Annotated in this window: 12 protein-coding genes; 9 read left to right on the forward strand and 3 right to left on the reverse strand. The window is 69.8% G+C overall.

From position 1 onward, the window contains the following. Nucleotide 1: 1 nt before the first annotated feature. The 3 genes from J3S89_RS13870 to J3S89_RS13880 all read left to right on the forward strand — a co-directional run bounded on the left by J3S89_RS13870 (nucleotide 2) and on the right by J3S89_RS13880 (nucleotide 3,046). Entirely contained in the window at nucleotides 2–1,081 is a 1,080-nt protein-coding gene (locus J3S89_RS13870) for a TRAP transporter substrate-binding protein (RefSeq protein ID WP_217928208.1), read from the forward strand. 82 nt (nucleotides 1,082–1,163) lie between these two features. After that, entirely contained in the window at nucleotides 1,164–1,979 is an 816-nt protein-coding gene (locus J3S89_RS13875) for a UDP-2,3-diacylglucosamine diphosphatase (RefSeq protein WP_217928209.1), read from the forward strand. Then, complete coding sequence (locus J3S89_RS13880) at nucleotides 1,976–3,046, forward strand: glycosyltransferase family 4 protein (RefSeq protein WP_217928210.1); 1,071 nt, start codon at nucleotides 1,976–1,978, stop codon at nucleotides 3,044–3,046. Before J3S89_RS13875 ends, J3S89_RS13880 begins: the two co-directional genes overlap by 4 nt. On the opposite strand, the gene J3S89_RS23140 is transcribed toward J3S89_RS13880, so the two are convergent. Continuing rightward, nucleotides 3,033–4,238 carry a protein phosphatase CheZ gene (locus J3S89_RS23140; RefSeq protein WP_230489059.1) on the reverse strand — a complete coding sequence of 402 codons (1,206 nt, stop codon included), beginning with the start codon at nucleotides 4,236–4,238 and terminating at the stop codon, nucleotides 3,033–3,035. The two genes, J3S89_RS13880 and J3S89_RS23140, sit on opposite strands and share 14 nt — an antisense overlap. A 128-nt stretch (nucleotides 4,239–4,366) precedes the next feature. Here J3S89_RS23140 and J3S89_RS13890 point away from each other — a divergent pair, with 128 nt between their 5' ends. Next, complete coding sequence (locus J3S89_RS13890; protein ID WP_217928211.1) at nucleotides 4,367–5,572, forward strand: MFS transporter; 1,206 nt, start codon at nucleotides 4,367–4,369, stop codon at nucleotides 5,570–5,572. Here J3S89_RS13890 and dgcA read toward each other — a convergent pair. Together dgcA and dgcN are read right to left on the reverse strand one after the other, a co-directional pair. Beyond that, nucleotides 5,542–6,528, reverse strand: coding sequence for an N-acetyl-D-Glu racemase DgcA (gene dgcA, locus J3S89_RS13895; protein WP_217928212.1), 987 nt, complete (start codon nucleotides 6,526–6,528; stop codon nucleotides 5,542–5,544). The genes J3S89_RS13890 and dgcA overlap by 31 nt on opposite strands. Nucleotides 6,529–6,533: 5 nt before the next feature. Then, nucleotides 6,534–7,547: an N-acetyltransferase DgcN gene (gene dgcN / locus J3S89_RS13900; protein ID WP_217928213.1), complete on the reverse strand. Its 1,014-nt coding sequence runs from the start codon at nucleotides 7,545–7,547 to the stop codon at nucleotides 6,534–6,536. Between the two features lie 296 nt (nucleotides 7,548–7,843). Here dgcN and J3S89_RS13905 point away from each other — a divergent pair, with 296 nt between their 5' ends. From J3S89_RS13905 to msrP, 5 genes are all read left to right on the forward strand, one after another. After that, nucleotides 7,844–9,007 (forward strand): ABC transporter permease, encoded by a 1,164-nt coding sequence (locus J3S89_RS13905; protein WP_217928214.1) that lies wholly within the window; start codon nucleotides 7,844–7,846, stop codon nucleotides 9,005–9,007. A gap of 1 nt (nucleotide 9,008) precedes the next feature. Continuing rightward, a complete protein-coding gene (locus tag J3S89_RS13910) occupies nucleotides 9,009–9,806 on the forward strand; it encodes an ABC transporter ATP-binding protein (RefSeq protein ID WP_217928215.1) in 798 nt (265 codons plus the stop codon). 7 nt (nucleotides 9,807–9,813) lie between these two features. Further along, nucleotides 9,814–10,911, forward strand: coding sequence for an MlaD family protein (locus tag J3S89_RS13915; protein ID WP_217928216.1), 1,098 nt, complete (start codon nucleotides 9,814–9,816; stop codon nucleotides 10,909–10,911). Beyond that, the gene (locus J3S89_RS13920; protein ID WP_217928217.1) at nucleotides 10,908–11,531 is read left to right on the forward strand and encodes an ABC-type transport auxiliary lipoprotein family protein; all 624 of its coding nucleotides are present in this window, start codon (nucleotides 10,908–10,910) and stop codon (nucleotides 11,529–11,531) included. Before J3S89_RS13915 ends, J3S89_RS13920 begins: the two co-directional genes overlap by 4 nt. Before the next feature lie 102 nt (nucleotides 11,532–11,633). Continuing rightward, nucleotides 11,634–12,584: a protein-methionine-sulfoxide reductase catalytic subunit MsrP gene (msrP, locus tag J3S89_RS13925; RefSeq protein WP_217928218.1), complete on the forward strand. Its 951-nt coding sequence runs from the start codon at nucleotides 11,634–11,636 to the stop codon at nucleotides 12,582–12,584.

Raw genomic sequence — 12,584 nt, forward strand, 5'->3', positions numbered from 1 at the left:
CATGGTGTCCTCGTCTCTCACCCGCCGCGCCGCGTTCGGGTCCCTCGCGGCGGCGGCCGGCACGGCGCTGGCGCGGCCGGCGATCGCACGCGGCCGCATCGAATGGCGGATGGCGACCTCCTGGCCCAAGGGCCTGCCGGGGCCCGGGGTCTCGGCTGAGCGGCTGGCGCAGTCGATCGGGCGGCTCTCGGAGGGGCGGTTGACCGTCAAGGTCTTCGCGGCCGGGGAGTTGGTTCCGGCGCTCGAGGTGTTCGACGCGGTCTCCGGCGGCTCGGCCGACATGGGGCACACGGCCTCGCTCTATTGGGCGGGCAAGATGCCGGCGGCGCCGATCTTCACCTCGCTGCCGTTCGGATTGACGCCGCTCGAACATCTCTCCTGGCTCGAGCAGGGCGGCGGACAGGCGCTGTGGGACGAGCTCTACGCCCCGCACGGGATCAAGCCGCTCGTCGCCGGCAACACCGGCATGTCGATGGCGGGCTGGTTCCGCCGCGAGCTCGGTAGCCTCGACGACGTCAAGGGTCTGAAGATCCGCATCGTCGGGCTCGGCGCCGAGATTTGGCGGCGGATGGGGGCGACCCCGGTGACGCTGCCGCCGGGCGAGGTCTTCCCGGGGTTCCAGGCGGGGATCGTCGACGCGGCCGAACTGTTGGCGCCGGCCTCCGACCTCGCGGTCGGCCTGCATCGGTTGACGCGCTTCTACTACGGACCCGGCTTCGACAAGCCGAACGGGGCGGGCGAGGCGCTGATCGCGATCCGCGCCTTCGAGGCCCTGCCGGACGACCTCAAGGCGATCGTGACGAGCGCCTGCCGCGAGGAACATGCCGTCGCGCTGGCGCAGGCGGAATGGGCCAACGCGGTCGCGCTCCAGGCGATGGTGGAGACGCACGGGGTGGTCCTGTCGACGGTGCCGGAGCCGATCCTGGCGGCCGCGCGCGGTCACGGCGAGGATCTCGTCGGCGAATTGGCGAGCCGGGACGCGATCTCGGCGCGGATCGTCGCCTCCTACCGCGTCGCGCGGGAGCGATCGCTCGTCTGGACGCGGGCCAATTGGAGACCGTTCTTCGCCGCGCGAGGGTGAGGTTTATCGTCGCTGTCATCAAACCGTGATCGGACTCGTGTTCTTGCGTGGCACGACACCCACGAAGATCGGAGCGGATCCGATGACGGCACCGGCCGAAGCCAGACATTTCCATGCGCTGTTTCTTTCAGACATTCATCTGGGAACACGGGGCTGCCGCGCGGAACTGTTGATCGATTTTCTGAAGTACCATGACGCGGAGACGATCTACCTCGTCGGCGACATCGTCGACGGCTGGCGTCTGAAGCGCGGCTGGTACTGGCCGCAGACCCACAACGACGTCGTCCAGAAGATCCTGCGCAAGGGACGCAAGGGCGCGCGCATCGTCTACGTGCCCGGCAACCACGACGAATTCCTGCGAGACTTCCTCGGGTCGCATTTCGGCGTGGTCGAGGTGGTGGACTCGGCCATCCACGAGAGCATCGACGGGCGCCGCCTCCTGGTGATCCACGGCGATCAGTTCGACGTGGTGGTGCGCAACGCCAAGTGGCTCGCCCTCCTCGGCGACGGCGCCTACACGGTGGCGCTCGGCATCAACACCGCGCTCGACGCGGTGCGCCGCCGCCTCGGCTTTCCCTATTGGTCGCTGTCGGCCTGGGCCAAGCTCAAGGTCAAGAACGCGGTCAACTTCATCGGCGACTTCGAGAAGACGCTGGCGGGCGAGGCGAAGCGGATCGGCGTCGACGGCGTCGTCTGCGGCCACATCCACCACGCCACCATCGCCGAGCATCACGGCGTGACCTACATGAACACCGGCGACTGGGTGGAGAGCTGCACGGCGATCGCCGAGGGCCACGACGGCACCTTCGAGGTGATCACCTGGCAGCGCCGGGGCGAGACCGCGGGCGAGGACGCCGAGGACAAGGACAGGGAAGACGGAGCGCTCGTCGCGGCATGAAGAAACTGCTCATCGTGACGGATGCCTGGCGTCCGCAGATCAACGGCGTCGTGCGCTCGCTCGAACGCCTCGCCGAGGAACTGGTCCGCTACGACTTCGACGTCGTGTTCCTGACCCCTCAATCCTACAAGACCCTGCCGTGTCCGAGCTATCCGGAGATCCGGCTGGCGTTGACGACGCCGTGGGGCGTGCGGCGCAAGATCGAGGAGATCGCGCCGGACTACATCCACATCGCGACCGAGGGGCCGCTCGGGATCATGGCGCGCCGTGCCGCGCTCGATCGCGCCGCGCCGGGCTTCACGACGAGCTACCACACCCGTTTCCCCGAATACATGGCCTCGCGCTGGCCGGTGCCGACCGGGCCGATCCATCGGTGGCTGAAGCGCTTCCACAACGCCGGCCTCGTCTGCATGGTGGCGACCGAGAGCCTGCGCAAGGAGCTCGAGAGCCACGGCCACGACAATCTGATGCCGTGGTCGCGGGGCGTCGACACCGGCCTCTTTCATCCGCGCGACGATCTCGGCGAGATCTACGCGGGTCTGCCGCGTCCGATCTTCCTCAACGTGGGCCGGGTCGCGGTGGAGAAGAACCTCGAGGCCTTCCTGGCGCTCGACCTGCCGGGATCGAAGGTGGTGATCGGCGAGGGGCCGCTGCTCGAGCCCCTGCGCAAGGCCCATCCGGACGCCCATTTCCTCGGCGCCAAGGTGGGCGAGGATCTGGCCCGCCACTATGCGGCGGCCGACGTCTTCGTCTTCCCGTCGCTGACCGACACGTTCGGCAACGTGATCGTCGAGGCGCTCGCCTCGGGCCTGCCGGTGGCGGCCTATCCGGTGATGGGGCCGATCGACATCGTCGGCGGCACCCGCGCCGGCGCGCTGTCGGAGGATCTGCGCGCGGCCGCGCTCGAGGCGACGACCCTCGACCGGGCCGACGCGATCGCGCTCGCCGCGACCTACAGCTGGGATCATTCGACGCGGCAGTTCATCGACGCGATCGAGCTGGCGCAGGAGCGCCGCTTCGCCCAGGCGGAGACGCGCCGTCTCCTGCCCTCGTTCAGCCGAAGGTGATCAGACGCCGCTCGACGCCGAGTTCGGCGATCGGGTCGGCGGCGCTCACCACCGCCAGGGCCGGCGTGGGCGCCGGCGCCGGCAGGGCCTCGTCCTCGACCACCATCACGGTGTTGCCGACCGTCACGGTGACGGGGGCGCCCCCGGTCCGCTCGAAGGCGCCGGTCTCGGTGGAGGCGAGCGAGGCGGCGGGGGCGAGCGAGGCGGCGGGGGTGCCGCGCGTCGGCTCGGCCGGCGCGAAGACGTCGGGCGCGGCGAAGACGTCGGCGCCCCGGCGCGCGGCGGGGGCGAGCGAGGCGGGCGCGAAGACGTCGGCGGAGGTATCGAAGACGTCGGCGGCGGGCGAGGCGGCCTCGGCCGGCTCGGACGCCTCGGGCGCGGGCGCCGGTTCTTCGGTGGCGAAGACGGCGGGTTCCTCGCCGATCTCGAAGGCTTCGACCGACGGCGTGGCGCCGTCCTGCCACATCAACTCGTCGACGTCGTCCTGACGGATTCCCCGGCCCTGGAGCTGCGGTCCGTTGAGGAGATGGCGGTCGGGACGCGCGTCCATCGGATCGAAGGCATCGGACGTCGTCGTGGTCGCGGCGGCGATGTCGGCGTGGGCGTCGTCCTGCATACCCCAAATGTCGATCATCGCATTGATGCGGCTCTCGAGATAGCGCAACACGGTGACGACCTTGCGGGTCCGCTGGCCGGTGAGGTCCTGGAAGGAGCAGGCGGTATAGACTTCGGTGGCGTGGGTATCGAGCTTTTCGCACAGATCCTCGGAGGCGCCGGCCTCGCGCAGGGTCCAGGCGACTTCCTGGATGCCCTCGGCGGCGAGGAGGATCTCGTTGGTGGCGGTCTCGGTCTGGTCGACGATGGCGTCGAGTTCCTGGCTGGCCTCGGCGAAACGGCCGCCTTCGTTCGCCTCGACCTTCATCTGGGCGATCTCCTGCTTGGTGCGGGAAATCGCCTCGGCCATGTCGGCGAGGTCGAGACGGATGCGATCGATGTCGGGAGCGGCGCGTTCGCGACGGATGGTGCGCTCGATGCGCTCCAGCGAGGTCAGAACCAGATCGGTGTCGCAGTTGCGATTGCGACGGGCATATTCGGAGAGGAACCAACGCCCGCGCTGCGTCTCCATCACCGCGGATTCGATCGCGTCGTAGTCTTCGATGGCGAGTGGAGTGACCGTCACGGGCGTCGTCATGGGGCTTGCTCGTCGTCGAAGAACCGAGATCACGGATGGGAAGCGGCGGATGCGATCGTCGATCGCCGTCTCATACGCGCGAATCTCCTGCCAAAAGTTTATGAGTTCGTGAAAACCAGAGCAATGGTATGCAGTCTTCGTCCACTCCCCTGCGCATTTCGAGCTTCTTCGCCGCCTCCTTCGTGCCGTTCGGCGTTCATCTGCCGTTCTTTCCGGTGCTCCTGGCGGCGCGGGGACAGGACGAGGCCGCGATCGCGCTGATCACCACCGTGCCGATCGTGCTGCGGGTGACGACCGGATCGCTGATGGGCTCCTTCGCCGATCGCATCGGCGATCGCCGTCTGGCGCTGATCCTCTATTCGGCGGTGGCTCTGGTCGGGGTGATCCTGCTCGGGCCGGCGCAGTCGTTCTGGGGGCTGCTGCTCGCCAGCTCGCTGGCGGCGGCGGCGTGGAACGGCATCCTGCCGGTCACCGACGCGCTGGCGACCGGCGCGGTCCGGCGCGGCGAGGCGGTCTACGGGCGGATGCGGGTGTGGGGCTCGGCCGCCTTCGTCGCCGCCAATCTCGCCGCCGGGGTAGTCGCCTCGCGCTGGGGCGAGAGCGGCATCTACGGGTTCCTGCTCGCCGGTTTCGCCGGGCAGTTCGTCGCCGCCTTCCTGGTGCCGCGCGACCGGGTCGCCTCGGAGGTGGCGCCGCGCCGGCGCGAGGGGATGATGACGGCCCTGCGCGCGGTCGCCGCCGACCGGCGGCTGATGGCGGTGATGGCCGGGGCGGCGGTGCTGCAGTCGAGCCACGCCATGCTCTACGGCTTCTCGAGCCTGCACTGGGCGTCGCTCGGCTTCTCCGGCACCGAGATCGGCGCGCTGTGGGCGGTCGGGGTGACCGGCGAGATCCTGCTCTTCACCTTCTCCGGCCGGATCCTGCCGCGGCTCGGCGCGCGCGGCCTCCTGGCGATCGGCGGCCTCGGCGGCACGTTGCGCTGGGCGCTCTTTCCCCTCCTCGGCGGCGAGACGGCGCCCTGGGTGACGCTGCAACTGCTCCATGCCGCGACCTTCGCCGCGACCCATCTCGGCACCATGACGGTGATCGCCCGCTCGGTCGAGGACGAGCGGGCGGCGACGGCGCAAGGGTTGATGGTGTCGATCAACGGCTCGGCGATGGCGCTGGCGACGCTGGCGTCGGGGCCGCTCTATCAGGCCTTCGGCGGCGGCGGATTCGCCGCCATGTCGGTCCTGGCGGCGGTCGGCGGGACGATCCTGATGGTGGCGACGGCGGCGCGGCCGCGCGTCGCGCCCACCGGGGATCAGCCCCACAGCGCCGGCAGGGGCGGGTAGACCTGCGAGCCCTCGTAGCGCAGGCCGGGCACGCGGTCGCGGGCGAGGAGCAGGGGGCCGTCGAGATCGACGAAGTCGGCGTCGCGGGCGAGGAGCACCGCAGGCGCCATCGCCAGCGACGAGCCGACCATGCAGCCGACCATCACCCTGAGCCGCAGGCGTCGGGCGGCGCGCACCAGTTTCAGCGCCTCGGTGAGACCGCCGGTCTTGTCGAGCTTGACGTTGACGGCGGCGTAACGGTCGGTGAGCGCCTCGAGGTCCTCGCAGGTGTGCAGGCTCTCGTCGGCGCAGAGCGGGATCGGGCTCTGAAGGCCGATCAGCGCGGCATCGTCGTCGGCGGGCAGCGGTTGTTCGATCAGTTCGACACCGGCCTCGACGCAAGCCGCGAGGGCGTCGGCGAGGGTCTCGGGGCGCCAGGCCTCGTTGGCGTCGACGATCAGGCGGGCCTCGGGCGCGCCCTCGCGCACGGCGGCGATGCGTTCGGGGTCGCCGTCGCCGCCGAGTTTGACCTTGAGGAGGGGGCGGGAGGCCGCCGCCCGGGCGGCGGCGAGCATGGTCTCGGGGGTGCCGAGGCTCAGCGTATAGGCGGTGACGAGGGGGATCGGCTCGTCGAGGCCGGCGGCGATCCGCGCCGGGATGCCGGAGCGTTTGGCCTCGTAGTCCCAGAGCGCGCAATCGAGCGCGTTGCGGGCGGCGCCGGCCGGCAACAGCGTCGCCAGACGAGCGCGGTCGAAGCCGGGATCGGCGACCGCCCCGGCGAGCCCCTCGAGGACGGCGACGACGCCCTCGACGGTCTCGCCGTAGCGGGCGTAGGGCACGCATTCCCCCCGTCCCACGGCCCTGCCGTCGGTCACCGTGGCGGTGACGACGACGGCTTCGGTGCGGCTGCCGCGCGAGATCGTGAAGGCTCCGGCGATGGGAAAGCGCTCGATCGCGACGGTGAGGGAGAGGGCCATGGGGCTCAGCCTTTCGGGAAGGCGGCGAGGAGACGGTCGACGATCGGGCCGACGCCGAAGCGGACCGGGTCGGAGGCGGGCAGATCGTGGAAGGCCGCGGCCTCCTCACAGACCCGCCGAGCCTCGGCCTCGTCGAGATGCTCGGTGTTGATGGCGATGCCGATCGGGCGGATCGCCGGATTGGTGAGGCGGCCGCAGGCGAGGGTCATGTCGATCACCTCGCGGATCGACGGCAGCGCGTGCTGGACGCCGCGCATCTTGGTGCGGGTCGGCTCGTGGCAGACGACGAAGGCGTCGGGCTGGGCGCCGTGCAGGAGGCCGAGCGAGACGCCGGCGAAGCTCGGATGGAAGAGCGAGCCCTGACCCTCGATCACGTCCCAGTGGCCGGGATCGGCAGCGGGGGCGATCCATTCGACCGCGCCGGAGATGAAGTCGGCGACGACCGCGTCGATCGCGGCGCCTCGGCCGGAGATGAAGACGCCGGTCTGGCCGGTGGCGCGGAAGTCGGCGTCGAGGCCGCGGGCGCGCATCTCCTTCTCGAGGGCGAGGGCGGTGTACTTCTTGCCGACCGAACAGTCGGTGCCGACGGTGAGGAGCCGCAGGCCCGGACGCTTGGTGCCCTTGCCGGTGGCGAAGCGCTCGTGGGTGTGGCGCACGTCGTGCAGCTTGCGGCCGGAGCGGGCGGCGGCCTCGGCGATCGCCGGGATCGTGGCGAGGCGGACGTGGAGGCCGGTCGCCACGTCGAGACCGGCGTCGAGCGCCTCGACGATGGTGGTGATCCAATGGTCGGGCAGGACGCCGCCGGCGTTGACGACGCCGACCACCATGGTCTTGACGCCGGCCGCGACCGCGTCGGTGACGCTCATCTCGGGGATCTTGGCGTCGGCCTTGCAGCCGGGCAGGCGCAACTGGCCGAGGCACCAGTCGGGGCGCCAGTCGACGATGCCGAGTGCGGTCTTGGCGGCCAGTGCGTCGGGGACGTCGCCGAGGAAGAGGAGGTAGGGACGAGCGATTTCCATGTGCGAACACTCCGGTTTCCTCGAGCGCCGTCGTCGTCACGCAACACGATCGCGGCAAAAGGCGCGGTGACCTTGCGGATCGGGGGCGAGGGGCGGCACACTCCGAAACCGATTCATACGAGGCCGAGCGGGCGGACGACAAGTCTCGCCGGGCCTCGCCGTCATGCGCGGCACGCCGAGGAGGGCAGCGGCGGTCGCGGTTCGTGGTGTCGGCGCTTCGGCTCGCGGCGCGGAAATCGGCCGCGTGGCGGCCCGAACGACTGGAACGGCGGCCGATCGTGGTCGTGGGAGTACCGATGGACAGCGCCTCGCCGCTCGCGCCCTGGGCGCAATCGCCGCCGACCTTCCGCCGCGACCCGGGCGACGCGGGCGAGGTGGTGCGTCTATCCGGCGACTGGACGATCCGAACGATCGGGCCGATCGAGGCGGATCTCGTCCCGTTCCGGCGCGATCTCGAGGCGGCGGCGGGCGCGGTCACCTTCGATCTCGGCGGCCTCGGCCGGCTCGACACGGCCGGCGCGCTGGTGCTGCTCCATCTCTTCGGCGACGTCGCCGAGGCGCGGCGGACGATCGTCGGCGTCGACGCCAAGCAGCGCATCCTGCTCGACGAGGTCGCGGGCGCCGAGCGGGAACCGGCCGCGCCGCAGCTCGGGCCGGGGCCGGTGATCCGCTTCCTGATCGAACTGGGGCGCTACGGCGTCGGCTGGTGGGTCGAGGCGCGGGCGGTGCTCGGGCTCCTCGGCGGTGTGGCGGCGGTTCTCTTCAAGATCATGCTGCATCCGTCCAGGCTCCGGTTCATTCCCTTCGTCAATCAGCTCCAGCGCACCGCGCTCGACGCGACGCCGATCATCACCCTGATGAGCTTCCTGATCGGTTGCATCATCGCGCAGCAGGGGGCGTTCTATTTCCGCAGGTTCGGCGCCGACCTCTACGTGGTCGACATGGTGGGCGTTCTGACGCTGCGCGAGATCGCGGTGATCCTGACGGCGGTGATGGTGGCGGGCCGGTCGGGCTCGGCCTTCACCGCCGAACTCGGCTCGATGAAGATGCGCGAGGAGATCGACGCGCTGAAGGTGATCGGTCTCGATCCGGTCGAGATCCTGGTGGTGCCGCGTCTCGTCGCGCTGATGATCGCGCTGCCGATCCTGACGTTCCTGTCCGATCTCGCCTCGATTCTCGGGGCGGCGATCGTCTGCAACGTCTATGCGGACATTCCGATCGAGACGTTCCTCTATCGCCTGCATGCGGCGGTGGAGATGCGGACCTTCTTCGTCGGCGTCTCCAAGGCGCCGTTCATGGCGCTGATCATCGCCCTGGTCGCCTGCGTGCAGGGGCTGCAGGTCGAGGGCAGCGCCGAATCGCTCGGCCGGCGCACCACGATGGCGGTGGTGAAGTCGATCTTCATGGTGGTGGTGGTCGACGGCATCTTCGCCATGTTCTACGCGGCGGCGGGGGTGTGAGATGAGCGCCTGCGCCGAAGGCATCGCCGAGAACGAGGTGATCATCCGCTGTCGCGGGGTGACGGTGGGGTTCGGCGAGCGGCTGATCCTCGACGGGCTCGATCTCGACGTCCGGCGCGGCGAGATCCTCGGCTTCGTCGGCGGGTCGGGCACCGGCAAGTCGGTCCTGATGCGCACCATCCTCGGGCTCAATCCCCTGCGCGGCGGCACGGTCGAGGTGTTCGGCCACGATCTCGGCGCCGTCGACACGGCGACGCGGGCGGGAATCGAGCGCTGTTGGGGGGTGTTGTTCCAACACGGGGCGCTGTTCTCGTCGCTGACGGTGCTGCAGAACATTCAGGTGCCGATGCGCGAGCATCTCCATCTGACGCAGGGCCTGATGGACGATCTGGCGCGGCTGAAGATCGCGATGGTCGGCCTGCCGCCCGACGCGGCCGACAAATTTCCGTCGGAACTCTCCGGCGGCATGATCAAGCGCGCCAGTCTCGCCCGGGCGCTGGCGCTCGATCCGGCGATCGTCTTCCTCGACGAGCCGACCTCCGGCCTCGATCCGATCGGGGCGGGCGATTTCGACGACCTGATCGCCAAACTGCGTGATACGTTGGGTCTGACGGTCTTCATGGTGACGCACGACCTCGACAGTCTGCGGTCTGTGTGCGACCGAATAGCGGTACTCGGGAATCGCCGGGTTCTGGTCGAAGGGCCGCTCGCGACGATGTTGACCTTCGACGACCCCTGGGTGAAGGCCTATTTCCGAGGGACCCGCGCGCGGGGCCTCGCCGCCCCGGCAGCCGAGTAGAGGACCGATGGAGACCCGCGCCAATCTCGTCACCGTCGGCCTGTTCGTGCTCGCGCTGATCGCGGCGGGCTTCGGCTCGGCCTTCTGGCTTCTCAAGGGCTCCGATTCGAGCGGACGCTCGGCGATCACCGTCGTCTTCCCCGGCTCGGTGTCGGGGCTCGTCACCGGGGCCAGCGTCACCTTCAACGGCATCAAGGTCGGCGAGGTCGCGCGGCTGTCGTTCTCGCCCGACGATCCGGAACGGGTGGTGGCGCGGATCGCGGTGGAATCGACCACGCCGATCAAGACCGACAGTCACGTCTCGCTCGGCTATCAGGGCCTGACCGGCGTCTCCTTCGTCCAGGTCTGGGGCGGCTCGGCGGCGGCTCAGCGCCTGCTCGAGATCCCCGAGAACGACCGGGTGATGCTGGCCGAGCGCTCGACCGTCCAGGACATCATGGAAGGCGCGCAGCGCGTGCTGGCGCGGGTCGACAGCGCGGTCGGCACGATCGATCAGCTGGTCAAGGACAATGCCAAGTCGGTGGAGACCACGGCGCGCAACGTCGAGGCCTTCTCCAACGTGCTCGCCGAGAACAAGGACGGCGTCCGGAACTTCATGGAGTCGGTCGGCAAGGCGGCGGACGTGCTCGCCAAGATCTCGGCCAAGGCCGAGACGCTGGTCGGCCATGTCGACGACCTGGTGGTCTCGGTCGACAAGACCCGGGTCGCCTCGATCGTCGATCACGCCGACGCCACCATGGCGCGGCTCGACGAGGCCTCCAAGCGGGTCGACGGCATTCTCGCCAAGCTCGACGGTCTCGCAGGGTCCGACGAGGGCAAGGGGCTCGCGGTCAAGGCGGGCGACTTCCTCGACGAGGCGAAGGCGGCGGCCAAGTCGATCCGCGAGACGGCGGTGACCTTCCAGGCCAAGGCCGAGGCGATCTCGGCCGGGCTCGAGCGCTTCACCGGCTCGGGCCTGCGTGATCTGCGCGACTTCGTCGCCGACGGGCGGCGCACGCTCTCCACCATCGACCGGACGGTCGGCAATCTCGATCGCGATCCCAAGCGGTTGATCTTCGGCGGCCAGGGCGGCAACGTGCCGGAGTATTCGGGGAATCGGCGATGACGAGCGGACGCAGAGAGGGGCGGGGTCGACGGCGCGCGGGGATCGCGGCGCGTCTCTTCGCGGCCGTGGCGCTGTCGGGCCTCGTCGCCGCCTGCGCCTCGATCGCCGGGCCGACTCCGATCGACACGTTCGATCTCACCGCGCCGGTGGTGGCCACCCCGGCCCGGGGGCGCACGCTGCAGGTGCTGGTGCCCGAGCCGGTGGTCGATCGCGCCTATGACGGCGACCGGCTGCTGGTGCGGCCGAGCGCCACGGAGATCGCCTATTTCGCCGGGGCGCAATGGTCGGACCGGCTGCCGCGCCTGATCCAGTCGCGGCTCGTCGAGGCGCTCGAGAAGTCCGGCCGCTTCCATGCCGTGGGACGGCCGGGGCAGGGGCTGGCGATCGATCGTCAGATGATCGTCGACATTCGCGCCTTCGACTATCTGGTCGCGGAGCGGCGGGTCGAGGTGGCGCTGTCGGTCAAGACCATGGACGATCGCAACGGCCGGGTGCTGACGGTGAGGGAGCATCGCGCCGAGGCGCCGGTCGCCGGCGACACGGCGAAGGACGTGGTGCTCGCCTTCGATGCCGCCTTCGGCCGGGTGCTCGGCGAGATCGTCGCCGGGGCGGGGCGCTGAGGCGCGATCACGCGGTTGCTATCGGCCGTGAGTCGTTTCCATGAAACGAATCTGCTCCACGTTCCGTAGTGTGGTCACGAGGCACCAACGGAGGCGAGACCGATGCGGTTCGGACGGCGATCCTGGGAGATTTCCGAGGCGGAAGTGACACCGGAGGCGGTGTTCCTGGAGCGGCGGCGCCTGCTCGGCTTCGCCGCCGGCGGGCTGGCGGCGGGGCTGGTCGGTCTGCCGCGCGGGGCGCGGGCGGCGGCGGTCGAAGGCCTGTTGCCGGCGAAGGCCAATCCGGCCTTCGGGCAGGGCGACACGCAAACCGCCGAAAAGGCGGCGACGAGCTACAACAATTTCTACGAATTCGGCCTCTCCAAGAACATCGTGGCGGCCTCCAAGAAGCTGCCGACGACGCCGTGGACGATCACCATCGACGGGCTGGTGGAGAAGCCGCTCACGCTCGACATCGACGATCTCCTGAAGAAGGTCTCGCTCGAGGAGCGGATCTATCGGCATCGCTGCGTCGAGGCGTGGTCGATGGTGGTGCCGTGGACCGGCTTCCCCGTGGCGGAGCTGGTGAAGCTCGCGGCGCCGAAGGCCGAGGCCAAATATCTCCTGATGGAGAGCTTCATGAACCCCAAGGTCGCGCCCTATCAGAGCGCGCCGCAATATCCCTGGCCCTATGTGGAGGGGCTGACGCTCGCCGAGGCGAGGAACGATCTCGCCTTCCTCGCCGTCGGCCTCTACGGCAAGCCGATGCCGACCCAGAACGGCGCGCCGATCCGGCTGGCGGTGCCGTGGAAATACGGGTTCAAGTCGGCCAAGTCGATCGTCCGCTTCTCCTTCGTGGCGAAGCGTCCGCAGACCTTCTGGGAGGCGCTGGGGCCGGACGAATACGGCTTCTGGGCCAATGTGAACCCCAAGGTCGCCCATCCGCGCTGGTCGCAGGCGAACGAGCGGCGGATCGGCACCGAGGAGATGATCCCGACGCGGCTCTTCAACGGCTACGAGGCCGAGGTCGCCGGGCTCTATCAGGGGCTCGAGAAGGAGCGGCTCTACATGTGA

Origin of the sequence: Pinisolibacter aquiterrae (genome assembly GCF_019160155.1) — a bacterium.
Classification (GTDB): domain Bacteria; phylum Pseudomonadota; class Alphaproteobacteria; order Rhizobiales; family Ancalomicrobiaceae; genus Pinisolibacter; species Pinisolibacter aquiterrae.

Coding starts and splice junctions, on each gene's coding strand:
- J3S89_RS13870 (WP_217928208.1), top strand. CDS start 2: ATGGTGTCCTCGTCTCTCACCCGCCGCGCCGCGTTCGGGTCCCTCGCG.
- J3S89_RS13875 (WP_217928209.1), top strand. CDS start 1,164: ATGACGGCACCGGCCGAAGCCAGACATTTCCATGCGCTGTTTCTTTCA.
- J3S89_RS13880 (WP_217928210.1), top strand. CDS start 1,976: ATGAAGAAACTGCTCATCGTGACGGATGCCTGGCGTCCGCAGATCAAC.
- J3S89_RS23140 (WP_230489059.1), bottom strand. CDS start 4,238: ATGACGACGCCCGTGACGGTCACTCCACTCGCCATCGAAGACTACGAC.
- J3S89_RS13890 (WP_217928211.1), top strand. CDS start 4,367: ATGCAGTCTTCGTCCACTCCCCTGCGCATTTCGAGCTTCTTCGCCGCC.
- dgcA (WP_217928212.1), bottom strand. CDS start 6,528: ATGGCCCTCTCCCTCACCGTCGCGATCGAGCGCTTTCCCATCGCCGGA.
- dgcN (WP_217928213.1), bottom strand. CDS start 7,547: ATGGAAATCGCTCGTCCCTACCTCCTCTTCCTCGGCGACGTCCCCGAC.
- J3S89_RS13905 (WP_217928214.1), top strand. CDS start 7,844: ATGGACAGCGCCTCGCCGCTCGCGCCCTGGGCGCAATCGCCGCCGACC.
- J3S89_RS13910 (WP_217928215.1), top strand. CDS start 9,009: ATGAGCGCCTGCGCCGAAGGCATCGCCGAGAACGAGGTGATCATCCGC.
- J3S89_RS13915 (WP_217928216.1), top strand. CDS start 9,814: ATGGAGACCCGCGCCAATCTCGTCACCGTCGGCCTGTTCGTGCTCGCG.
- J3S89_RS13920 (WP_217928217.1), top strand. CDS start 10,908: ATGACGAGCGGACGCAGAGAGGGGCGGGGTCGACGGCGCGCGGGGATC.
- msrP (WP_217928218.1), top strand. CDS start 11,634: ATGCGGTTCGGACGGCGATCCTGGGAGATTTCCGAGGCGGAAGTGACA.